24 protein-coding genes and 3 tRNA genes are annotated in these 21,693 nt (G+C 71.7%); 6 read left to right on the top strand and 21 right to left on the bottom strand.

All coding sequences use genetic code 11. The annotated features are described in order from the left end of the window. The first annotated feature begins 35 nt into the window (after positions 1 to 35). Positions 36 to 1,055 (top strand): adenosine deaminase, encoded by a 1,020-nt coding sequence (locus AOK22_RS09790; RefSeq protein ID WP_055698208.1) that lies wholly within the window; start codon positions 36 to 38, stop codon positions 1,053 to 1,055. Positions 1,056 to 1,064: 9 nt separating this feature from the next. On the opposite strand, the gene AOK22_RS09785 is transcribed toward AOK22_RS09790, so the two are convergent. Beyond that, positions 1,065 to 1,661, bottom strand: coding sequence for a TetR/AcrR family transcriptional regulator (locus tag AOK22_RS09785; protein WP_055698207.1), 597 nt, complete (start codon positions 1,659 to 1,661; stop codon positions 1,065 to 1,067). Between the two features lie 86 nt (positions 1,662 to 1,747). Here AOK22_RS09785 and AOK22_RS09780 point away from each other — a divergent pair, with 86 nt between their 5' ends. Further along, entirely contained in the window at positions 1,748 to 2,386 is a 639-nt protein-coding gene (locus tag AOK22_RS09780; protein ID WP_055698206.1) for an NAD(P)-dependent oxidoreductase, read from the top strand. Positions 2,387 to 2,441: 55 nt separating this feature from the next. On the opposite strand, the gene AOK22_RS09775 is transcribed toward AOK22_RS09780, so the two are convergent. The 8 genes from AOK22_RS09775 to AOK22_RS09740 all read right to left on the bottom strand — a co-directional run bounded on the left by AOK22_RS09775 (position 2,442) and on the right by AOK22_RS09740 (position 7,326). Further along, entirely contained in the window at positions 2,442 to 3,497 is a 1,056-nt protein-coding gene (locus AOK22_RS09775) for a UDP-N-acetylmuramate dehydrogenase (protein WP_055698205.1), read from the bottom strand. Between the two features lie 83 nt (positions 3,498 to 3,580). Next, positions 3,581 to 5,017 carry an MFS transporter gene (locus AOK22_RS09770; protein WP_055698204.1) on the bottom strand — a complete coding sequence of 479 codons (1,437 nt, stop codon included), beginning with the start codon at positions 5,015 to 5,017 and terminating at the stop codon, positions 3,581 to 3,583. A 142-nt stretch (positions 5,018 to 5,159) separates the two neighbouring features. Next, a complete protein-coding gene (locus AOK22_RS09765) occupies positions 5,160 to 5,717 on the bottom strand; it encodes a TetR/AcrR family transcriptional regulator (protein WP_055698203.1) in 558 nt (185 codons plus the stop codon). Between the two features lie 190 nt (positions 5,718 to 5,907). Then, entirely contained in the window at positions 5,908 to 6,336 is a 429-nt protein-coding gene (locus AOK22_RS09760; RefSeq protein WP_055698202.1) for a MaoC family dehydratase, read from the bottom strand. A gap of 4 nt (positions 6,337 to 6,340) precedes the next feature. Then, positions 6,341 to 6,793, bottom strand: a complete 453-nt coding sequence (locus AOK22_RS09755; RefSeq protein WP_055698201.1) for a MaoC family dehydratase N-terminal domain-containing protein — start codon at positions 6,791 to 6,793, stop codon at positions 6,341 to 6,343. A gap of 86 nt (positions 6,794 to 6,879) precedes the next feature. Further along, positions 6,880 to 7,044, bottom strand: a complete 165-nt coding sequence (rpmG, locus tag AOK22_RS09750) for a 50S ribosomal protein L33 (protein ID WP_003948671.1) — start codon at positions 7,042 to 7,044, stop codon at positions 6,880 to 6,882. An 89-nt stretch (positions 7,045 to 7,133) separates the two neighbouring features. Further along, positions 7,134 to 7,206: transfer RNA gene (locus AOK22_RS09745), tRNA-Met, on the bottom strand. A gap of 47 nt (positions 7,207 to 7,253) precedes the next feature. Beyond that, positions 7,254 to 7,326: transfer RNA gene (locus AOK22_RS09740), tRNA-Thr, on the bottom strand. Between the two features lie 243 nt (positions 7,327 to 7,569). On the opposite strand from AOK22_RS09740, the gene AOK22_RS09735 reads away from it, so the two are divergent. Together AOK22_RS09735 and AOK22_RS09730 are read left to right on the top strand one after the other, a co-directional pair. Next, positions 7,570 to 8,889, top strand: coding sequence for an amidohydrolase family protein (locus AOK22_RS09735; protein WP_079036461.1), 1,320 nt, complete (start codon positions 7,570 to 7,572; stop codon positions 8,887 to 8,889). 77 nt (positions 8,890 to 8,966) lie between these two features. Beyond that, positions 8,967 to 9,623 carry an SDR family oxidoreductase gene (locus tag AOK22_RS09730; RefSeq protein WP_055698200.1) on the top strand — a complete coding sequence of 219 codons (657 nt, stop codon included), beginning with the start codon at positions 8,967 to 8,969 and terminating at the stop codon, positions 9,621 to 9,623. A gap of 42 nt (positions 9,624 to 9,665) precedes the next feature. Here AOK22_RS09730 and AOK22_RS09725 read toward each other — a convergent pair whose 3' ends face one another. Both AOK22_RS09725 and AOK22_RS09720 read right to left on the bottom strand, forming a co-directional pair. Next, complete coding sequence (locus AOK22_RS09725; RefSeq protein WP_055698199.1) at positions 9,666 to 9,878, bottom strand: hypothetical protein; 213 nt, start codon at positions 9,876 to 9,878, stop codon at positions 9,666 to 9,668. A gap of 91 nt (positions 9,879 to 9,969) precedes the next feature. Continuing rightward, a tRNA-Tyr gene (locus tag AOK22_RS09720) sits at positions 9,970 to 10,051 on the bottom strand. A gap of 197 nt (positions 10,052 to 10,248) precedes the next feature. Between AOK22_RS09720 and AOK22_RS09715 the strand changes: the two genes are divergently transcribed. After that, entirely contained in the window at positions 10,249 to 10,737 is a 489-nt protein-coding gene (locus AOK22_RS09715) for a YajQ family cyclic di-GMP-binding protein (protein ID WP_055698198.1), read from the top strand. A gap of 116 nt (positions 10,738 to 10,853) precedes the next feature. On the opposite strand, the gene AOK22_RS09710 is transcribed toward AOK22_RS09715, so the two are convergent. Further along, positions 10,854 to 11,120 (bottom strand): GlsB/YeaQ/YmgE family stress response membrane protein, encoded by a 267-nt coding sequence (locus AOK22_RS09710; protein WP_055698197.1) that lies wholly within the window; start codon positions 11,118 to 11,120, stop codon positions 10,854 to 10,856. Between the two features lie 103 nt (positions 11,121 to 11,223). Here AOK22_RS09710 and AOK22_RS09705 point away from each other — a divergent pair, with 103 nt between their 5' ends. Further along, the gene (locus AOK22_RS09705) at positions 11,224 to 12,468 is read left to right on the top strand and encodes an APC family permease (RefSeq protein ID WP_055698196.1); all 1,245 of its coding nucleotides are present in this window, start codon (positions 11,224 to 11,226) and stop codon (positions 12,466 to 12,468) included. 7 nt (positions 12,469 to 12,475) lie between these two features. Here the strand turns inward: AOK22_RS09705 and AOK22_RS09700 are convergent, their stop codons facing one another. The 9 genes from AOK22_RS09700 to AOK22_RS09660 form a co-directional block, all read right to left on the bottom strand. Further along, complete coding sequence (locus tag AOK22_RS09700; protein ID WP_055698195.1) at positions 12,476 to 13,012, bottom strand: SMI1/KNR4 family protein; 537 nt, start codon at positions 13,010 to 13,012, stop codon at positions 12,476 to 12,478. A 110-nt stretch (positions 13,013 to 13,122) separates the two neighbouring features. Then, positions 13,123 to 13,959, bottom strand: a complete 837-nt coding sequence (locus tag AOK22_RS09695; RefSeq protein WP_055698194.1) for a barstar family protein — start codon at positions 13,957 to 13,959, stop codon at positions 13,123 to 13,125. 15 nt (positions 13,960 to 13,974) lie between these two features. Continuing rightward, positions 13,975 to 14,370, bottom strand: a complete 396-nt coding sequence (locus tag AOK22_RS09690; RefSeq protein WP_055698193.1) for a YccF domain-containing protein — start codon at positions 14,368 to 14,370, stop codon at positions 13,975 to 13,977. Then, a complete protein-coding gene (gene htpX, locus AOK22_RS09685; protein ID WP_055698192.1) occupies positions 14,367 to 15,230 on the bottom strand; it encodes a zinc metalloprotease HtpX in 864 nt (287 codons plus the stop codon). The genes AOK22_RS09690 and htpX overlap by 4 nt, the downstream gene beginning before the upstream one ends. A 194-nt stretch (positions 15,231 to 15,424) precedes the next feature. Beyond that, positions 15,425 to 16,966: an NADH-quinone oxidoreductase subunit N gene (locus AOK22_RS09680; RefSeq protein WP_055698191.1), complete on the bottom strand. Its 1,542-nt coding sequence runs from the start codon at positions 16,964 to 16,966 to the stop codon at positions 15,425 to 15,427. After that, positions 16,963 to 18,555 (bottom strand): NADH-quinone oxidoreductase subunit M, encoded by a 1,593-nt coding sequence (locus AOK22_RS09675; RefSeq protein ID WP_055698190.1) that lies wholly within the window; start codon positions 18,553 to 18,555, stop codon positions 16,963 to 16,965. The genes AOK22_RS09680 and AOK22_RS09675 overlap by 4 nt, the downstream gene beginning before the upstream one ends. 6 nt (positions 18,556 to 18,561) lie before the next feature. Next, positions 18,562 to 20,571 carry an NADH-quinone oxidoreductase subunit 5 family protein gene (locus tag AOK22_RS09670; protein ID WP_055698189.1) on the bottom strand — a complete coding sequence of 670 codons (2,010 nt, stop codon included), beginning with the start codon at positions 20,569 to 20,571 and terminating at the stop codon, positions 18,562 to 18,564. Further along, positions 20,568 to 20,990 (bottom strand): NADH-quinone oxidoreductase subunit NuoK, encoded by a 423-nt coding sequence (gene nuoK / locus AOK22_RS09665; protein WP_055698188.1) that lies wholly within the window; start codon positions 20,988 to 20,990, stop codon positions 20,568 to 20,570. Before nuoK ends, AOK22_RS09670 begins: the two co-directional genes overlap by 4 nt. After that, positions 20,990 to 21,622 carry an NADH-quinone oxidoreductase subunit J family protein gene (locus tag AOK22_RS09660; protein ID WP_055698187.1) on the bottom strand — a complete coding sequence of 211 codons (633 nt, stop codon included), beginning with the start codon at positions 21,620 to 21,622 and terminating at the stop codon, positions 20,990 to 20,992. The genes nuoK and AOK22_RS09660 overlap by 1 nt, the downstream gene beginning before the upstream one ends. Positions 21,623 to 21,693 lie beyond the last annotated feature (71 nt).

Raw genomic sequence — 21,693 nt, 5'->3', positions numbered from 1 at the left:
ACCGGGACGCCGCACCCGTACGGCAAGATCCTGGAATGGAGCGTGTACGAGACGTAAGAGAGCTGCCGAAGGCCCATCTGCACCTGCACTTCACCGGGTCGATGCGGCCCTCCACCCTGCTCGAGCTCGCCGACAAGTACGGCGTGCGGCTCCCGGAGGCCCTGACCGGCGCCGAGCCACCGAAGCTGCGGGCCACGGACGAGCGCGGGTGGTTCCGCTTCCAGCGCCTCTACGACGCCGCGCGCTCCTGTCTGCGCGAGCCCGACGACATCCGGCGCCTGGTGCGCGAGGCCGCGGAGGAGGATCTGCGGGACGGGGCGGGCTGGCTGGAGATCCAGGTCGACCCGACCTCGTACGCGCCGCGCCTGGGCGGTCTGATCCCGGCCCTGGAGATCATCCTGGACGCCGTCGAGAGCGCCTCGCGCGAGACCGGCCTCGGGATGCGCGTCCTGGTCGCCGCGAACCGCATGAAGCACCCCCTGGACGCCCGCACGCTGGCGCGGCTCGCCGTGCGGTACGCGGACCGGGGCATCGTCGGCTTCGGCCTGTCCAACGACGAACGCCGGGGCATGGCCCGGGACTTCGACCGGGCCTTCGCCATCGCGCGCGACGGCGGCCTGCTCGCGGCGCCGCACGGCGGCGAGCTGACCGGTCCCTCGTCGGTGCGGGACTGCCTGGACGACCTGCACGCGGCGCGGATCGGGCACGGGGTGCGGGCCGCCGAGGACCCGCGGCTCCTGAAGCGGCTCGCGGACCGGGGCGTGACGTGCGAGGTGTGCCCGGCCTCCAATGTGGCGCTCGGCGTCTACGAGAAGCCCGAGGACGTGCCGCTGCGGACGCTCTTCGACGCCGGGGTGCCGATGGCGCTCGGCGCCGACGACCCGCTGCTCTTCGGGGCGCGCCTGGCCGACCAGTACGAGATCGCGCGCCGGCACCACGACTTCACCGACGCCGAACTGGCCGAGCTGGCACGGCAGTCGGTGCGCGGCTCGGCAGCCCCCGAGGACGTACGGGCCAAGCTGCTGGCCGGGGTGGACGAGTGGCTGGCGGACTGACCCCGCCGGTCAGCTGATGCCCTTCAGGAGGGTGCGGGCGAGGCCCGCGGCGAACTCGTCGACGGGCTGCGGGGGCTCCTTGCCGACCGTGGCGTCATAGGCGAAGGAACGCTGCGCGCAGGCGCCCAGCAGGAGCGAGGCGGCCGCGAAGGTGTCGGCGTCGGGGGCGATGCGCCCCGCGTCGCGTTCGGCGCGCAGATAGGCGTCGAGGGCCTCGATGGGCATGTGGGGGCCGGTGCCCATCTCCCGCATGGAGTCCTCGTGGCGGCGCTTGAGCTTGGTCTCGGCGTACAAGGAGGCGGCGATCGGGAAGCTCTCCGCGTAGAAGTGGCTGGCCAGGCGGGCGATCTCGGTGAGGTTCTCCTCCACGGTGCGCTCCCCCGGCTCGTCGATGAGCTGGCGCAGCCGCGGGTTGAGGCGCGGCAGGCGCTCCTGGAGGACGCTCACGAACAGCTCCTCCTTGCTCGCGAAGTGCTTGTAGAGCGCGGCTTCGGAGCAGCCCGCCGCCTTGGCGATCTCCTTGGTGGTGGCGCGGGCGAGGCCGAGGGTGAACATGAGTTCGTGGGCCGCGTCGAGGATGCGGGCCCGGGTGGGCTTCTGCTGCATGGCCGTCCAACCAGACTTGACGAGTGGGTGAGTGCTTACTCACTCTAGTGGTGAGTGAACACTTACCCACCCGAGGAGGGTGCGCGATGAAGCTCACGGTGTTCGGTGCCACCGGCGGCGTCGGCAGGGAAATCGTCCGGCAGGCGCTCGCGGCGGGCCATGAGGTCACGGCGGTCGTCCGCGATCCCGCACGGCTGGAGGTGACGGGCGAGGGCCTGCGGGTCGTCCGCGCGGACCTGCGCGATCCCGAGGCCCTGCGCCCGGCGGTCGCCGGGCGGGACGCGGTGCTCTCGGGGCTCGGCGCCCGCAGGCGCGCGGACGCGGGCACGGGGATCGCCACGCAACTGACGCGCTCCGTGGTGCGCGCGATGGAGGCGGAGGGCGTGCGGCGGCTCGTGGTCGTGAGCGCGGGCCCCGTGGGCCTGGCACCGGCGGACTCACCCCTGCTCGACCGCGCGATGCGGGTCGTGATCGGCAGGGTCTTCAAGGACGTGTACGCCGATCTGACCGTCATGGAGGCCGATCTGGCGAACAGCGCGACGGACTGGACGTCGGTCCGTCCCCCGCGACTCCTGGACAAGCCCGTGACCGGGACCTACCGCAAGGTCGTGGGCGGCTTCCCACGCGCGGGGCGCACGATCGCGCGCGCGGACGTGGCGCACGCGATGCTGGGCGCGGTCGACGATCCGACGACGGTGAAGCAGGGCGTGGGAGTGGCGTACTGAGCCCCTCCCCCAGGAGGCGCCCGAAAGGCCTCCCGGGGAAGCCCGAAACGGGCGACTACAGGCTGACGCCCACCGTCACCGGTTCGTTGACCAGCGTGATCCCGAAGGCGTCCCGCACGCCGGCGACGACCTCGCGGGCGAGCGCCAGGAGGTCCTCGGTGGTCGCGCCGCCGCGGTTGGTGAGGGCGAGGGTGTGCTTGGTGGAGATGCGGGCCCTGCCCTCTCCGTAGCCCTTGGTGAAGCCCGCCTTGTCGATGAGCCAGGCGGCGGAGGTCTTCACGTGGCCGTCGCCCGTCGGGAAGGCCGGCGGGGCGACGTCCGCCCCGAGGCGCTCCTCCACGCGCGCGTGGAAGGCGGCGAACTCGCCCTCCGTGAGGATCGGGTTGGTGAAGAAGGACCCGGCCGACCAGCTGTCGTGGTCCTCGGGGTCGAGCACCATGCCCTTGCCCGCGCGGAGCTTCAGGACGGTCTCCCGGGCCACCGCGGCGGGCACCCGGTCACCGGCCTCGACGCCGAGCGTGCGCGCCGTCTCCGGGTACTTGATCGGGGCGCTCATGCCCTGCGCGTCCTCGAGCGCGAAGCGGACCCGCAGGACCACGAAGCGGTCGGGATCGGCCTTGAAGCGACTGTGGCGGTACGAGAACTCGCACTCGGCGTTCGGAATCACGACCGTCTCGTGCGTCTTCCGGTCGTACGCGATCACCTCGGTGATCGTCGAGGAGACCTCCTGGCCGTACGCCCCCACGTTCTGGATCGGCGTCGCGCCCGCGGAGCCGGGGATCCCGGCGAGGCACTCGATGCCCGCGAGGCCGGCCTCGACGGTGCGGGCGACCGCGTCGGTCCAGGTCTCGCCGGCCGCCAACTCCAGCTCCGTGCCGTCGAGTTCGAAGCCCTGGGTGGCGATGCGCAGGGCGGTGCCGTCGAAGCCCTTGTCGCCGATGACCAGGTTCGAGCCGCCGCCGATGAGCAGCAGCGGGGTCCCGGAGTCGTCGGCCTCACGGACGGCGGCGATCACCTCGGCGTCGGTCGTCGCGGTGATCAGACGGGTCGCGGGACCGCCGAGCCGGAAGGTGGTCAGCGGGGCGAGCGGGGCATCGTGGAGTTCCTGCACGTGGTCAAGAGTACGAGAACGGCCCCGCCGGTCGGGCGGGGCCGTTCGGGTCGGCCGGTCGCGGCCGTCCCCGTACGGGTCGCTCAGGCGGCGACCAGCTCGCTCTCCGGCTTCGCGGAGGGCTCTCCGGAAGCCTCGGGCGTGGCCCGGCGGGACGGGATGACCAGCGCGGCGACGGCCGCGAGGGCCACCGTCGCGGAACCCACCCACAGCGCGGGCTCCAGGCCGTCCACGAAGCCCTGCGCGGACCCGTAGCCGCCCTGCGCCGAGAAGATCGAGGACATCACGGCGATGCCGAGGACGCCGCCGACCTCGCGCAGCGCGTTGTTGGCGCCGGACGCGATGCCCTGCTCGTGGGTGCGGACGCTGGACATGACCAGGTTGGAGGCCGGGGCGAAGAACAGGGACATCCCGACGCCGCTGATGATCAGGGCGGGCAGCTGCACGGCGTACGAGACGCCGGGCGCCACCACGGCGGCGTACCAGGCCAGACCCACGGCCTGCAGGAAGAGACCGGCGGCGACGACCGGACGGCCGCCGATCCGGTCGGAGAGGTAGCCCGCGAGCGGCGAGACGAGCATCGGCATGCCGGTCCAGGGCAGCATCCGCAGCCCCGCCTCGGTGGGCGAGTAGCCGAGCACGAGCTGCATGTACTGGCTGAGCAGGAAGATCGAGCCGAACATCCCGAGGAACATCAGCAGGCTCGCGGCGTTGATCCCGGAGAACGCACGACTACGGAAGAGGCGCATCGGCAGCATCGGCGCCTTGTTGCGGATGCCGTGGTGGACGAAGCCGCCGAGCAGCGCGATGCCCGCGATCATGCTGGTGAGCACGGTGGCGCTGGACCAGCCGTCCTGCGGGCCGCGCACCAGGGCGTACACGATTCCGAAGAGTCCACCGCTGGCGAGCAGGGTGCCGGCGATGTCGAGGCGCGCGCCGGCGCCGCGGGACTCGGCGAGACGGAGGCGGGCGAGGGGCAGCAGGGCGACGCCGAGCGGGACGTTCAGCCAGAAGATCCACTGCCAGGAGACGTGCTCGGTGAGGCTGCCGCCGATCAGGGGTCCGCTGGCGACCGCGAGGCCGTTGACGGCGCCCCATATGCCGTACGCCATCCCGCGCTTGGCCTCCGGCACGGCCGCCGTCAGCAGGGTCAGCGTGAGCGGCATCATGATCGCGGCGCCGACGCCCTGCACCGCGCGGGCGGCGATCAGCTCGTCGATGCCGGGAGCGAGGGCCGCCGCGGCGGAGGCCCCGGTGAAGACCGTGACGCCGATGACGAAGAGCCTGCGGCGGCCGAAGCGGTCGCCCAGGGCGGCGCCGAACATGAGCAGCACGGCGAAGGTGAGGGTGTAGGCGCTCACCGTCCATTCCAGGTCGTGCAGCGCTCCCCCGAGGTCCTCACGGATGGCGGGCAGGGCGGTGGTGACGACGAGATTGTCGAGCGCCGCCATGAACCCGGCGACGCCGGTGATGACGAGGGCCCAGGCCGCTCCCCCGCGTCGTGCGGTCTGCTGTGACATCGCTTCCCCAAAGGTTAGTTATTGATGACTAACTTCGTTGGGCGCAAAAATGCGCACCCCTGTGACACACGCACTTCACTGCTGTACTACTGCGCCGCTTCGCGGCCGCACCGCTCGCGCACTTCGTCGCGACTTCAGGACTTCACTGCTTGGGCTGCGCCGACTCGTAGAAGCCGGCCCACACCCGGTGGTCGGGCTGAAAGCCCATCGACACCAGGACGTTGACCAACATCCCGTAGGCGAGGAACTGCGTCGTCTCGTCGACCTCCGCCCCCAGTGCGAGGAGGACCGTGTCGTACATCTCCATCCAGGCCGCCCGCAGCGCCGCGCCGAGCTCGTGGTCGCCGGTCGCCTCCGCGGCGGCCGCGGCGACGTACATCTGCATCTGCATGAGCAGTTTCTCGGGCTCGTCGGCGATGAGCGTCTGGTAGGCCCGGCCCATGGAATGCACGGCCTCGACGCCCTCCAGCCCGTCGGCCGCCGCCTTGAAGACCTCCGTCACCTCCTGACAGCAGCGCTCCGCCGCGGCCAGGAAGATGGCCTGCTTGCCCGGGAAGAGCCGGAAGAGATACGGCTGCGAGACACCCACACGCTTGGCGATCGACTCCGTGGAGGTGCCGTTGTACCCGGCACGGGCGAACTCGACCATCGCCGCGCGGATGACGCTCTCGCGCCGCTCCTCTGCGCTCATCCTGACCATGCGAGTAAGTTAGTGGCCAATCACTAAGTAGTCAAGGGATCGAGCCGGGCGGGCTTCCGCTCGGCCCACAGGCATCCATCCGCACGTATCCGCCCACACGCATCCGCCCACAGGCATCCACCCACAAGTAAGGGGCGCCCCTCGATAGAGGACGCCCCTTACCTACGTCTACGGAGAGCAGCGACAGCCGTCAGGCCAGCTGCACGACCGCCCGCGACATGCCGAGCACCTTCTGGTCCCCGCTCTTGGCGAGGAGGTCGACGCGTACGCGGTTGTCGTCCAGCTTGACCGCGACCTTGGCGCTGACGTCGATGGTGGCGCCCTTGTCGTCGTTCGGGACGACGACCGGCTTGGTGAAGCGGACGCCGTACTCGACGACCGCCGCCGGGTCGCCCACCCAGTCGGTCACGACGCGGATCGCCTCGGCCATGGTGAACATGCCGTGCGCGATGACGTCGGGAAGGCCGACCTCGACCGCGAACTTCTCGTTCCAGTGGATCGGGTTGAAGTCCCCGGAAGCGCCCGCGTACCGCACGAGAGTGGCGCGCGTCACCGGGAAACTCTGGGCCGGCAGCTCGGTGCCGACCTCGACGTCGTCGTACGAGATCTTCGCCGTCATCGCCTCACGCCTCCTCTGCCGCACGTGCGACGAGCTTGGTCCAGGCGGTCACGACGTGCTCGCCCGCCTCGTCGTGGACCTCGCCGCGGATGTCCAGGACGTCGTTGCCCGCGAGCGACTTGATCGACTCGATGGTCGAGGTGACCGTGAGCCGGTCGCCCGCGCGCACGGGACGCGTGTAGGCGAACTTCTGGTCGCCGTGCACGACGCGGCTGTAGTCGAGACCGAGCTGCGGGTCCTCGATGACCAGTCCCGCGGCCTTGAAAGTGATCGCGAACACAAAAGTCGGCGGGGCGATCACATCCGGGTGACCGAGCGCCTTGGCCGCCTCCGTGTCGATGTACGCCGGATTGGTGTCCTCCACCGCCTCGGCGAACTCACGGATCTTCTCCCGGCCGACCTCATAAGGATCAGTGGGGGGATAGGACCGCCCCACGAAGGACTGATCGAGCGCCATGGACTCGGCACCTCCTGCGGTTGGTTTCGTAAACGACGCGAGGCCGCCCCCACAAACTGGGGACGGCCTCGTGTTCGAGCCTGTGTTTAGCGCGTTTCGCGGTGCGCAGTGTGCGCGTTGCAGCGCGGGCAGTGCTTCTTCATCTCAAGACGGTCCGGGTTGTTACGCCGGTTCTTCTTGGTGATGTAGTTCCGCTCCTTGCACTCCACGCAGGCCAGCGTGATCTTCGGGCGGACGTCGGTGGCAGCCACGTGAGTGCTCCTTGACGGACGGATGGACGGATGAACGCAAAAAAAGAGTAGCCGATCGAAGGACCGACCCCACAATCGGCTACTACCCGTAGCGGTGACCGGACTTGAACCGGTGACACAGCGATTATGAGCCGCTTGCTCTACCGACTGAGCTACACCGCTGCGATGCCGGATCCCCTCGCCCGAGGGCGAGGATCACTCGACATCAGAGCCCCAATGCGGAATCGAACCGCAGACCTTCTCCTTACCATGGAGACGCTCTACCGACTGAGCTATTGGGGCGAGCGATGAAGACATTACACGCTCGGTCGCCGATCGCCCAAATCCGTTTCGCCGGGGCCGTCCGGGGGCATCGGGGAGCCCGGCCCAGGAGCCCGCGAGCGCCCCATCCGTGTACTCGCACCACACCGGTACGACTATTCCGCTCCTCCTCGAAGCGGGCCTTTCGCCGCCCTAGGCTCGACGCACGCTGCGTGATCTTGATGCCCCGAACGACTGCAGCCGCCCCCGAACCTCAGGAGCGCGATGCCCGACAGCCAGCCGCAGCAGCCCCACTCCTCCGGCTCGTCCGGCCCCTCCGGTTCTTCCGGTCCCTCCGGCCCCTCCGGTTCCGACCCCGCGGGCTCCGCCGCCGTGCTGCTCTGCGGCGCCCGGCTCACCGACGGCAGGACCGTGGACGTCCGGCTCGGCGGCGGGCGCATCGAGGCGGTCGGCACGGCCGGGAGCCTGAGCGCCCCCGGCTCCCGCGTGGACCTCGGCGGCTATCTCCTGCTGCCCGCGGCCGCGGAGCCGCACGCGCACGGCGACACGGCGCTCTCGGCGGACACGGCGGGCCCCGTCTCGTACGACGTCCCCGACGTGCAGCGCAGGGCCACCGAGGCCGCGCTGCTCCAGCTCGGCCACGGCGCCACTGCGCTGCGGTCGCACGTACGGATCGGCGACGTCCAGGGGCTCGGCCCGATGGAGGCGGTGCTGCAGGCACGGCGCTCCCTGCGGGGCCTGGTCGATCTGACGGCGGTCGCCGTGCCGCGGCTGCTGACCGGCGTGGCCGGCGCCGACGGCCTCGCGATGCTGCGGGACGCGGTGAAAATGGGCGCCTCCGTAGTGGGCGGTTGCCCCGATCTCGACCCCGATCCCACCGGGTACGCGGAGGCGGTGCTCGACATCGCGGCGGAGCACGGGTGCCCGGTCGACCTGCACACGGACGGTGACGATCCCGCGCGGCTCGGGCGGCTCGCGGCGATGGCCGGCGGGCTGCGGGCGGGCGTGACCTTCGGACCGTGCGCCGGGCTCGGGCGGCTGCCCAGGGACGTGGCCTCGCGCGCCGCCGAGCAGCTCGCGGCGGCGGGCGTGACGGTGGTGTGCCTGCCGCAGGGCGGGTGCGGCAGCGCGGAGCGGCGCGGGACGGCTCCCGTGCGGCTGCTGCGGGCGGCGGGGGTGCGGGTCGCCGCGGGCAGCGGGGCCATGCGGGACGTGTCGAACCCGGTGGGGCGCGGGGATCCGCTGGAGGCCGCGTATCTGCTGGCCTCCAGGTGCGGGCTGCGGCCCGAGGCCGCGTACGCCGCGGTGAGCGGGGCGGCGCGAGCGGCCATGGGGCTGCCCGAGGTGCGGGTGGAGGCGGGTTTCCCGGCCGAACTGCTCGCCGTGCGCGGGGACCGGCTCTCCGGGGCGCTGTCGCTCGCGTACAGCCGGATCGTCGTGCACCGGGGGCGCGTGGTGGCGCGGACCAGCGCGGTGCGCGAGTACTGCGACTCGGCCGCCGCGGTGGCGCTGGACCTGCCGCGCCAGGGGCGGTCGACGGGCCCGGCTCCCGGGCGTCCGAAGGGCGACGAGAGCGCGTCCTGAGACGCGTACGGCAACCCGCGGGCCGACCGTTTTCCGTGCCTCCACGCGCGCGTCCGCCCTGTCGTACGGTCGGGAGTATGCGCATTGTCATCGCTGGAGGTCATGGACAGATCGCGCTGCGGCTGGAGCGTCTGCTCGCCGCACGCGGTGACGAGGTCGCCGGGCTGATCCGCAACGCCGGGCAGGAAGCGGATCTGCGCGCGGCCGGAGCCGAACCGGTGCTGTGCGACCTGGAGTCGGCGTCGGTCGACGAGGTCGCCGGGCACCTGCGCGGCGCCGACGCGGCGGTCTTCGCGGCGGGCGCGGGGCCGGGCAGCGGCGCCGACCGCAAGAACACCGTGGACCGGGGAGCGGCCGTGCTCTTCGCGGACGCGGCGGAGCGCGCCGGGGTGCGGCGCTACGTCGTCGTGTCGTCGATGGGCGCCGATCCGGCCCACCAGGGCGACGAGATCTTCGACGCCTATCTGCGGGCCAAGGGCGAGGCGGACGCGTACGTACGCGCGCGTGCCGACCTGGACTGGACGATCCTGCGCCCCGGGATGCTGACGGACGACGCGGGCACCGGTCTCGTACGCCTGGAGGCGTCGACCGGGCGCGGGCCGATCCCCCGGGACGACGTCGCGGCGGTGCTCGCGGAGCTCCTGGAGACGTCGGCGACGGCCGGTCTGACGCTGGAGCTGATCAGCGGCTCCATGCCGGTGTCGGTGGCGGTCAAGTCGGTCGCGGGCAACTGATCCGGCCGCGCGGGCTGCCCCGGAGGGCCTCCTGAGGGCCTCTCAGAACAGCGGGAGCTGTCCGGGGCACTCCGGGACCACATAGCCGTCCAGGGCGGGCTGTGCGGCGCCCAGCTGGGCGTACCTGCGGGAGCCCGGACAGGAGATCAGGTCACCGGCGCCGCGCGGGCCCGGCGGGTCATGGCGGGCGAACCGTCCGCCCACGACGGCGATCTCGCGGCGGCACTCCGGACAGTTTCTGCGACGGGACGACATGGGCCCATTTTGTGCCCAGTGCGCTCCGGAGGCATACGAAAAGACCCTCCCCGTCTTGCGTTTCCGCAAGTCGGAGAGGGTCTCCTTCGTGTGGCGGCGCCAGGATTCGAACCTGGGAAGGCTGAGCCGGCAGATTTACAGTCTGCTCCCTTTGGCCGCTCGGGCACACCGCCGGGTTTGCTGCCTTGGCCCCGCTTTCGCGGCGCTCCGTGGCAACGACGTAAACGATACCTGATGCACAGGGGTGCTTCGCCACCCGATTGATCGGCACCCCGCGCGGAGGCGGTGGCTAGGCTTTGCGGATGCGGCCAGCGTCAGACGGCCGTGTATCCGCTGAGTACGCATACCCCGATACAAGGAGCCACAGGACATGGCCGACTCCAGTTTCGACATCGTCTCGAAGGTCGAGCGGCAGGAGGTCGACAACGCCCTCAACCAGGCCGCCAAGGAGATCTCGCAGCGCTACGACTTCAAGGGCACGGGTGCCTCGATCGCGTGGTCCGGCGAGAAGATCCTGATGGAGGCGAGCGGCGAGGAGCGGGTCAAGGCGATCCTCGATGTCTTCCAGTCCAAGCTGGTCAAGCGCGGCATCTCGCTGAAGGCGCTGGACGCGGGCGAGCCGCAGCTGTCCGGCAAGGAGTACAAGATCTTCGCCTCGATCGAGGAGGGCATCTCCCAGGAGAACGCGAAGAAGGTCGCGAAGATCATCCGCGATGAGGGTCCCAAGGGCGTCAAGGCGCAGGTCCAGGGCGACGAGCTGCGCGTCAGCTCCAAGAGCCGCGACGACCTGCAGGCCGTGCAGGCGCTGCTCAAGGGGCAGGACTTCGACTTCGCGCTGCAGTTCGTGAACTACCGGTAGGTCGTGGCGGGCCGGCGTTCCGTGCCGGCCGGCCGCTTGCGGGAGTACGACGAAGGGCGGGCACCCCGGTGGGGTGCCCGCCCTTGCTGCTGGCCGCAGATCGAGGGAACGGTTCCTCAGCGCCGCGAGTGGCCGAAGAGGATGCGGTAGGCGACGAGCAGGACGAGGGAGCCGCCGATGGCGGCGGCCCAGGTGGCGCCGTCGTAGAAGTGGTTCTCGATCGGACGGTCGAGGTAGCGGGCGGATATCCAGCCGCCGATGAAGGCGCCCGCGATGCCGATGAGGGTGGTCCCGATGAATCCGCCCGGGTCACGGCCGGGCAGCAGCAGTTTGGCGACGGCTCCGGCGAGCAACCCCAGAACGATCCAACTGACAATGCCCATGTGGTGACCTGACCTTTCTGGCGCGGTGAGCTTCTCTGCGCTGTTGCCCTGAAGGACGTCTCCGTAAAGGTGCGCGGTTGCGATGATCCGTACGGTGCGGCGTATGACACAGCAGACGGAGCTCCGTCGGACGCTCGGCGTCTTCGACGCGGTGGTGATCGGCCTCGGGTCGATGGTGGGGGCGGGGATCTTCGCGGCGCTCGGTCCCGCGGCACGGGCCGGCGGCTCGGGGCTGCTGATCGGCCTCGCCCTGGCCGCCGTGGTCGCGTACTGCAACGCGACGGCGTCGGCACGGCTCGCTGCCCGCTACCCGGCGTCGGGCGGGACCTACGTCTACGGGCGGGAGCGGCTCGGGGAGTTCTGGGGGTATCTGGCGGGCTGGGCGTTCGTCGTCGGCAAGACCGCCTCGTGTGCGGCGATGGCGCTGACCGTGGGGGCGTACGTCCGGCCGGGGCAGGCGCACGCGGTGGCGGTCGGGGCGGTGGTGCTGCTGACCGCCGTGAACTACCTGGGTGTGCAGAAGTCGGCGTGGCTGACGCGCGGGATCGTCGCCGTGGTGCTCGCCGTGCTGGCGGCGGTCGTGGTCGCCTGTCTCGGGTCGGGGGCGTCCGACGCGACGCGGCTGGACGTGGGGCTCTCGGACGGGGCCGGCGGGGTGTTGCAGGCCGCCGGGCTGCTGTTCTTCGCCTTCGCCGGGTACGCGCGCATCGCGACGCTCGGCGAGGAGGTACGGGACCCGGCGCGCACCATTCCGCGGGCGATCCCCCTGGCGCTGGGCATCGCGCTGTGCGTGTACGCGGCCGTCGCGGTGGCCGTGCTGTCCGTGCTGGGGGCCGAGGGGCTCGCCGGGGCCACGGCGCCGCTCACCGACGCGGTGCGCGCGGCGGGGGCTCCGGGGCTCGTGCCGGTGGTGCGGGCGGGGGCTGCGGTGGCCGCGCTCGGCTCGCTGCTCGCGCTCGTCCTGGGCGTGTCACGGACGACGCTGGCCATGGCGCGGGACGGTCACCTGCCCGGGGTGCTCGCGGCCGTGCACCCGCGCTTCCGGGTGCCGCACCGGGCGGAGCTCGCCGTGGGGACCGTGGTCGCGGCGGTGGCGGCGACGGCGGACGTGCGTGGGGCGATCGGGTTCTCCTCCTTCGGGGTGCTCGTTTACTACGCGGTCGCCAATGCCTCGGCGTGGACACTGAGTTCGTCGGTTCCGGCCCGTGCCCTGCCGCTGCTGGGCGGCATCGGGTGCGTGACGCTGGCGTTCGCCCTGCCGGTGACCTCGGTGGTGGCCGGTGCGCTGGTACTGGCAGTGGGAGTGGTGGCGTACGGAGTGCGGGGGTGGGTGCGCGGGCGCACCTGAAGAGGGCTCACGTGTGGGTGCGGGCGTCCTGCCAGGCCGGCAGGTCCACGCCGTCGCTGTCCTCCTCGTACCAGCCTGTGCCATCGAGCCATGCGGTGAGCCAGGACGTGAGGCTCGGGGAGTCGACGAACCAGGCGTGGCGCGGGTCGTCGCCGTTGGGCTCGAAGAGCAGGACCTGGGCGGTGTCACTGCGGCAGTCCACGCACGCGTACATCGCGCAGCCCCAGTGGGATATCGGCAGGACACCCTCCGGCCAGCCCCACGCGGAGGCGCGCATCCCGGCGTACTTCTCGACGACGGAGGGCTCGCCTCCGGAGGACTTGCCTTCGAGCAGGGGCAACAGCCCGTACTCCGGGCCGAATCCGCCGTCTCCTATGCGGGTGTAGAGGGCGGCGAGCAGCGGCGGCAGGGTGAAGCCCAGGGCGGCCTCGGAACGGGCCACGGTGTCGGCGTCCGCGGGGGCGGGCAGGCAGTCCCAGCCCCAGGGGCGGGTGGCGCGCGCCTCGGCGGCGACGCGGGCCAGCAACTGCTCGTTCTCGGTCATGAGTTCATGGTGGACCACGGCACTGACAATCGGCCTCGAGCGCCCTCTCGTCCCGGCGGACCTCGCCCTCTCCCCTGCCTTCTGCCGTGCCGTCGCCGCCCGCCGAGCCGTCAGGCCAGGACGGCCTCGACGCCCAACAGGGCCAGGCGGCCAAGGAGTTCCTCGAAGCACGGCGGGCGGCCGTCCGTGCGGGGCGTGACGCCCAGGCAGGTGCGGGCGACGCGTGCGTCGTGCCAGACGAGGGTGAAGGGCGGCACCGCGCCCGTGCCGCCGCGCAGGCACCGCTGGAGGGTGTCCGCGTCTCGCCCGGCGTACCCTCCCGGCCCGTCGAGCGCCTCGCCGAGCGCGCAGTAGAAGGCCGGCTCGTCGGTGATGTGACGGCCGTCGAGGTGGTACGTGGCGCCCGGTCCCGGAGTCGGGCCGCGCCACCTCGGTGCGCGCCGCGCGACGGCCAGCCAGTGGGCCCGGCCCTCCGCGCCGTGGCGCGCCCAGAGGTTCGGCTGGGTGGGGCGGCCCCACCACCAGATGTCCCAGACCGCGCCGGCCACGCTCGACGGCCTTATGGTCCACGGGTCCAGGGCGAGGTCGACGAGGCCGCGCCCGCGCGCGGAGGGGATCCACGCGACGACCTCGCCCTCCACGGCGTGCTGGAGCGTCTGGCCCAGGCGGCCCAGGCGCAGGACCGTGCCGTGCCCGAGGTCTCCCCTGCCGCTGCCCAGCGCGTCCTTCAGGGCGCCGCGCGGCGCGCAGCCGAGCAGCCGGACGGGTGGCTCGGCGAGCTCTTCCAGCGGGCCGTCACAGGCCTCTCCCCACCCCTCGGAGGTGGCCGACCGGACCGGCAGCCGGTCGGCGAACAGGTGCTCCGCGTCCGCGCACAGGGCCCAGAGCGCGTCGTGCGGGGCCGCGTCGGGGTCGTACGCGGCGAGGGCGTACCTGGGGCGTCGCACCGGAGTGCGCCCGTTCTAGTAGCGCGCGGCGAACGGCTGGTCGGTGCGGACGATCTCGCGGCCCAGGGGCAGCAGGGAGACCGGGATCAGCTTGAAGTTGGCGATGCCCAGGGGGATGCCGATGATCGTGACGCACAGCAGGAAACCCGTCACGATGTGGCCGATCGCGAGCCACCAGCCCGCGAGGATCAGCCACAGGACGTTGCCCACACAGGAGGGCGCGCCCGCGTCGCGGCGCTCGACCGTGGTGTACCCGAAGGGCCACAGGGCATAGCGGCCGATGCGGAAGCTGGCGAGGCCGAACGGGATGCCGATGATCGTGATGCAGAGCAGCGCACCCGCGAGGAGGTAGCCGAGGAACATCCAGAAACCGCAGAGGACGAGCCATATGACGTTGAGGATTGTCTTCACTGCTGGCGACCTGCCATCTGCTCGAGTCGGGCGATGCGCTCCGCCATCGGCGGGTGCGTGGAGAACATCTTGGACATGCCCTGCCCGGGACGGAAAGGGTTCGCGATCATCATGTGACTCGCCGTCTCGAGACGGGGCTCGGGCGGCAGCGGCAACTGCTTTGTCCCCGCGTCGAGTTTACGCAGGGCGCTCGCGAGAGCGAGCGGGTCACCGGTGAGCTGCGCGCCGGACGCGTCGGCCTCGTACTCCCTGGAGCGGCTGATGGCGAGCTGGATGATGGAGGCCGCCAGCGGGCCGAGCAGCATGATCAGGAGCATCCCGAAGATGCCGGGGCCGTCGTTGTCGTTCGACCGGCCGACCGGGATCAGCCAGGCGAAGTTGACCAGGAACATGATCACGGATGCCAGCGCGCCCGCGACCGAGGAGATCAGGATGTCGCGGTTGTAGACATGGCTGAGCTCATGGCCGATGACGCCGCGCAGCTCGCGCTCGTCGAGGATGCGCAGGATGCCGTCGGTGCAGCACACCGCGGCGTTGCGCGGATTGCGGCCCGTCGCGAACGCGTTCGGCGCCTCGGTGGGCGAGATGTAGAGGCGGGGCATGGGCTGGCGGGCCTGGGTGGAGAGCTCGCGGACCATGCGGTACAGCTCGGGGGCCTCGAATTCGCTCACCGGGCGGGCGCGCATCGCGCGCAGGGCGAGCTTGTCGCTGTTCCAGTACGCGTACGCATTGGTGCCGAGCGCCACGAACAACGCGACGATCAGTCCCGTACGCCCGAAGAAACTGCCGATGACAAGGATGAGCGCGGACAGTCCCCCGAGGAGTACGGCGGTCTTCAACCCGTTGTGCCGGCGGTGCACGGTACGCCCTCCTGGTGGTGCGTGGGGGAACCCTCTACTGACTGGTGCTTCCACTGTTCAGTGGACCCTCCCGTACTGGTCAACGCCAGGCGGGGAGCACTAGTTCCCTTGTGCACGCAGGAGCGGTGTAGGCCGCGCGAGTGACGGGCCCGGCCGTGGCCTCGGCCGGCGGCCGGTCCTCGTCGGCAGGCGGGTCAGAACAGGCCGGTGTCCGAGAACCTCAGGACCAGCTGGGGCGCTCCGGAGAGGGCGATCCCGAGGATCGCCGTCAGCGCGATGGCCGCGGTGAGCGGGGCCGGGACGCGGTGCCTGACCGGCTCGCCCTCGGGGGCGCGGAACAGCAGCGCGGTCCACTGGAGGTAGTAGAACAGCGCGATCACCACGTTCACGGCCATCACCACGGCGAGCCAGCCCAGGCCCGCGTCGACCGCGGCGGAGAAGACCGTGACCTTCGCGAAGAGGCCGATGATGCCGGGCGGCAGGCCGGCGAGGCAGAGCAGGAAGAAGGCGAGGACCAGGGCGGCCAGCGGGCTGCGGGCGTACAGGCCGCGGTAGTCGCTGACGCGGTTGAGGCGCTGGGCGCGGCCGACGAGGGCGGCCACGGCGAAGGCGCCGAGGTTCACGGCCGCGTACATCAGGGCGTAGGCGACGGTGGAACCGATGGCCTTCTCCGCCGCCGCGTCGTCGTCGGCGTATCCGGCGGCGGCGATGGGCACCAGGAGGTAGCCCGCCTGTCCGACGGAGGACCAGGCAAGGAGGCGTACCGCGCTGTACGCGCGCGTGGCCTGCTGGCGCAGGGCGGCGACGTTGCCCGCGGTCATGGTGAGGGCGGCGAGGACGGCGAGCGCGGGGCCCCAGACGTCCGCGTACGAGGGGAAGGCGACGACGGTGACGAGGATGAGCCCGGTGAAGCCGACGGCCTTTCCGACGACGGAGAGGTACGCGGCGACGGGCAGCGGCGCGCCCACGTAGGTGTCGGGCACCCAGAAGTGGAAGGGCACGGCCGCCACCTTGAAGGCGAAGCCGACGAGGGTGAGGGCGACGCCGGTCTGGGCGAGCGTGTGCAGCTGGCCGTCGACGTCCTGGAGCTCGGCGGCGATCTCCGTGAGGTGCAGGGTGCCGGTGGACGCGTAGACGAAGCTGACACCCATGAGGCTCACGGCGGTCGCCGTGACCGAGGAGAGGAAGAACTTCAGGGCCGCTTCGGAGGAGCGCTTGTCGCCGCGCCTGAGGCCGACGAGGGCGAAGGCCGGCAGGGAGGCGACCTCCAGGGCGACGACGAGCGTCGCCAGGTCGCGCGAGGCGGGCAGCAGGGCGGCGCCCGCCGCGGAGGAGAGCAGCAGGAACCAGAACTCCCCTTCGGGGAGTTCTCCCTTGGAGCCCTTGGCGTCCTTCAGGGTGCTCATGGAGAGCAGGGCGGCGAGCAGGGCGCCGCCGAGGACGAGCAGTTGGATGACGAGGGTGAAGCGGTCGGCGGTGTAGCTGCACGCGTGCGTGCCGCCGCCGGTGAGGCAGAACGTCGACCGGTCGTCGTCCAGGAGGGGCAGCAGGGCGAGCGCGGCGGCGGCCAGGCCCGCCACGGAGACCCAGCCGAGCAGTGCCTTCTTGCCGTCGCCCACGAAGAGGTCGGCGACGAGCACGAGGAGGCCGACGACCGCCGCGATGGTCGGCGGCGCGATCGCGAGCCAGTCGACGGACTGGACGAGGCTTGCGGCGCTTTCGGCGGCCACGGTCACGACTTGCCTCCAGTGAGGAGCTTCTGCACGGCGGGGTCGGTCAGGCCGAGGAGAGCCGCGGGCCAGAGTCCGGCGAGGACGGTGAGGGCAACGAGCGGGGTCCAGGCGGCGAACTCGTAGCCGTGGACGTCGGCGAGGGCCTTGGGCGCGGGTCCTTCGGCCGCGGGCTGCGGCATCGGGCCCATGCAGACGCGGCGCACGACGACGAGCATGTACGCGGCCGTGAGCAGGGTGCCGAAGGCGGCGATCGCCATGAAGGTGAGGAACGCGGGGCGGCTCAGGTCGTCGGCGGGCTTGAACGCGCCGAACAGCGCGAGCATCTCGCCCCAGAACCCGGCCAGGCCCGGCAGGCCGAGCGAGGCGACGGCGCCGAAGGCCAGGAGGCCGCCGAGGCGCGGCGCCTTGCCGTAGAGCGCGGCGCCGGACTCCTGCGCGAGGGAGTCGAGGTCGGTGGTGCCGGTGCGGTCCTTCAGCGCGCCGACGAGGAAGAAGAGCAGGCCGGTGATGAGGCCGTGGGCGATGTTGGCGAACAGCGCGCCGTTCACGCCGGTCGGGCTCATCGTCGAGATGCCGAGCAGCACGAAGCCCATGTGGCCGACGGACGAGTACGCGATGAGGCGCTTGAGGTCGCCCTTCGCGCCCTGCTTGGCGAGCGCGAGGCAGGCCAGGGATCCGTAGATGATCCCGACGACCGCGAAGGCCGCGAGGTACGGCGCGAACTCCCGCATTCCGTCCGGCGCGACGGGGAGGATGATCCGGACGAATCCGTACGTACCCATCTTCAGCAGCACGCCGGCCAGCAGGACCGAGCCGACGGTGGGCGCGGCGGTGTGGGCGTCCGGCAGCCAGCTGTGCAGCGGCCACATCGGCGTCTTGACCGCGAGCCCGATCCCGATCGCCAGAACGGCGATGACCTGCACGGATGTGGTCAGCTCACGGCCGTTGTCAGTGGCGAGTGCCACCATGTCGAATGTGCCGGACTTGAGCCCGATGAGGAGCAGGCCCAGCAGCATGACGACGGAGCCGAGCAGCGTGTAGAGGATGAACTTCCAAGCGGCTCGGGTCCGTTGCTCACCGCCCCAGCGGGCGATGAGGAAGTACATCGGGATGAGCACCATCTCGAACGCCAGGAAGAACAGCAGCAGATCGAGGACGGCGAAGGTCGCGAGGGTGCCGGACTCGAGCACGAGGATCAGCGCCACGAATGCCTTGGGAGACGGGCCCGACGGCATTTTGAAGTAGCTGTACAGCGCGCAGAGGAAGGTCAGCAGCGCGGTCAGGACCAGAAGGGGGAGCGAGATGCCGTCGATGCCGAGATGGATGCGCACGTCGAGTGCGGGGATCCAGCTGATATCGGTCGTGGCCTGCATCTTCGAGGGCTGGTCGTGGTCGAAGCCGAGCGCGAGGACGATCGCGGTGAGCAGGATCGCGCCGGTCACGGTCACGCCGTGGCGCAGCACGGCCTGGTCGGGCGACTTCCCCTTCAGTCCGGGCGGCGCCGGCAGGAGGGCGGCCACGGCGCCGATGAGCGGACCGACGACGATCAACGCGAGAAGGAACTGCATCACGGACTCACTGATACCGATCACGGCTGCTCACGCTCCGGCGGTGGCGACGAGGACGGCGGCGACGGCCAGGACGACCGTGCCTGCGAGCAGCGCGCTCAGATAGGTCTGCACATTGCCGGTCTGCGCGCGGCGGACGGCCGTGCCCAGCCAGCGGGGTGCCGCGCCCGCGCCGCGTACGTACGTGTCGACGACCGCGCGGTCGAGGAAGCGGACGAGGCGCGCGGACGCCTGGACGGGCCGTACGAACAGGGCGGCGTAGACGGCGTCGAGGTGGAAGCCGACGGCGGCGTGGCGGTGCAGCGGGCCGAGCAGCAGCCGACCGGGATCGGCCGGGTCGGGCGCGGAGGCGACGTCTCCGTAGGCGGGGGCGTGGGTGGCGATGGCCTCCGCCTCGACCAGGCCGCCGTCACCGTCGGCGCTGACGGCCACGGCGCCCATCGGGACACGGGCGGCGAGGGCCATGGTGTGCCGCCAGGCGCCGTAGGTGACGAGGCCGCCGACGAGCGCGAGGCCCGTGCCGAGGACGGAGGTCGTGAGCGTCGGGGTGAGTGAGTGGCCGTCGAACCAGTCCGGCAGGACACCGACGGACAGACCGAAGGCGAGGGAGGGGACGGCGAGCACCCACAGCACGGCCGTCATCGCGACGGGCTGCTTCCCGTGGTCGGGGGCCTCCGCTCCCCTGCCGTGGAAAGCGAGCAGCCACAGGCGCGTCGCGTACGCGGCGGTGAGGAGGGCGGTGAGCAGACCGGCGACGAGGACGATCCAGCCCGCGGCGGTGGGCACGGACTCGGCGTGGCCCGTGGCCGTGTGCTCGGCGGCGCCGAGCACCGCCTCCTTGGAGAAGAAGCCGCTGAACGGCGGGATCGCGGCGAGCGCGAGGAGCGCCACGGTCATCGTCCAGTAGGCGTCGGGGATGCGGTCGCGCAGGCCCTTCATGCGGGACATGGCGGCCAGCGAGTTGGTGCCGGCGGCGTGGATGATCACGCCCGCGGCGAGGAACAGCAGCGCCTTGAAGGCGCCGTGCGACAGGAGGTGGAAGACGGCGGCACCGCGGTCGCCGACGGCGAGCGCGCCGGTCATGTAGCCGAGCTGGCCGATCGTCGAGTACGCGAGGACGCGCTTGATGTCGTCCTGGGCGAGCGCCGCGAGGGCCGAGCCGGCCATCGTGACGGCGGCCATGACGGCGAGGACGACCAGGGCCGCGGCGGAGGCGGCGAAGACGGGGAGGAGCCGGGCCACGAAGTAGACACCGGCGGCGACCATCGTCGCGGCGTGGATCAGCGCGGAGACGGGCGTGGGGCCCGCCATCGCGTCGGGCAGCCAGGTGTGCAGCGGGAACTGCGCGGACTTGCCGGCCACGCCCGCGAGGAGCAGCAGGGCGATCGGCGTGGGGTGGTCCAGGCCGCCGTCCGTGACCGTCGCGAGGATCGTCGTGATGCGGAAGGAGCCGGTGTCCACGGCGAGCGCGAACAGACCGATCAGGAAGGGGACGTCACCGAGCTTGGTGACCAGGAAGGCCTTCAGGGAGGCGGCGCGCGCCTCGGGCGTCTCCCAGTAGTGGCCGACCAGGAAGTACGAGCAGATGCCCATGATCTCCCAGCCGACCAGGAGCACCATCAGGTCGCCGGAGTAGACGACGAGCAGCATCGCGGAGGTGAAGAGGGAGACGAGAGCGGCGTACGAGGGGTAGCGCGGGTCGTCGCGCAGGTAGCCCGTCGAGTAGATCTGCACGCAGGAGGCGACGACGCCGACCAGGATGGCGACGAGGGCGGCGAAGCCGTCGATGTGCAGGGCGAGTTCGACGGGGACCGAGCCGGTCGGGGTGAGCTCGGTGGCGGCGTCCAGGGAGGCCGTGCCGCCGCCGGTGCCGCCGCCCTGGCGGACGGCCACGAGCACGGCGAGCACGAGGGCCGTCAGCGTGGGCAGCACCGCGAGGGGGCGTACGAGTCCGGGGACCCGACGGCCGAGCAGCAGGCCGGCGGCCGCGCCCAGGAACGGCAGGAGGGGGACGAGGACGGCGAGGGTGGTCGTGGTCACGCGGTGGCCTCAGCCTTCTGCGACGTCTGCGCCTGCCGGGACTTCGGGGCGGGCTCTTCGGCGGCGGCGCCCTCGGCGTCATCGCCGTCGCCGTCGGGGCCGTCCGGGAGTTCGGCGGTGTCGCGGAGGTCGTCGACGGCGGAGCTGCCGCGGTTGCGGTAGACCGCCAGGACGATCGCGAGGCCGATGCCGATCTCGGCCGCGGCGATGGCGATGGTGAAGAGGGTCAGGGCCTGGCCGGCGTGGAGGGAGTCGCGGAGCCAGACGTCGAAGGCGACCAGGTTGAGGTTGACGGCGTTGAGCATCAGCTCGACGGACATCAGGACCAGGATCGCGTTGCGGCGGGCGAGGACGCCGTAGAGGCCGACGCAGAAGAGGAGGACGGCGAGGACGGCGGGATAGGCGAGGTGGAGGTGCATCAGCTGTTCTCCCCCTGGTCCTGGGCGGCTTGGTCCTGGGCGGCTTGGTCCTGGGCGGCTTGGTCCTGCGCGGACTTCTTGCGGGACAGGACGATCGCGCCGACGAGGGCGGCGAGGAGGAGGACCGAGAGCGCCTCGAAGGGGAGCACCCAGTGCCGGAAGAGGATCGATCCGGTGACGTCGGTGGAGCCCTGGGCGGCGCCGTCCAGGTCGATCACCGTGGTGCGGAAGGCGTCCACGACGACCCAGACCAGGGCGGCGGCAGCGGCGAGGGCCACCGCGAGCGCGACCGGGCGGTTGCCCGAGTCCGCGTCCGGGGAGCGGCCGATGGGCGCCCTGGTGAGCATCAGTCCGAAGAGGAGGAGGACGACGACGGAGCCGACGTAGATGAGGACCTGCACCCAGGCGATGAACTCGGCGGTCAGCAGGAGGTACTCGACGGCGAGGCCGCCGAGCGCCACCACCAGCCACAGGGCGGCGTGCACCAGTTGGCGGGTGGTGACGGTGACGACGGCCGCGCCGAGGGTGACGAGGCCGACGAGGAGGAAGGCGATCTCGACGCCGGTCGGGGACAGGAAGCCCTGGGTCCCGGCGGCACCGGCGGCCGTCGTGGAGGCTGCTGCGAAGGTCACGCGTCCCCCTGCGGTCCGGGCTCGGGTGTCTCCTGGGCGGCGGCGAGTTTGTCCGCGGCCTTGCGGGCGGC

It is taken from the genome of Streptomyces silaceus (genome assembly GCF_001419745.1).
In the GTDB taxonomy this organism is placed as follows: domain Bacteria; phylum Actinomycetota; class Actinomycetes; order Streptomycetales; family Streptomycetaceae; genus Streptomyces; species Streptomyces silaceus.
This window is presented reverse-complemented; position numbering and strand designations above follow the sequence as displayed.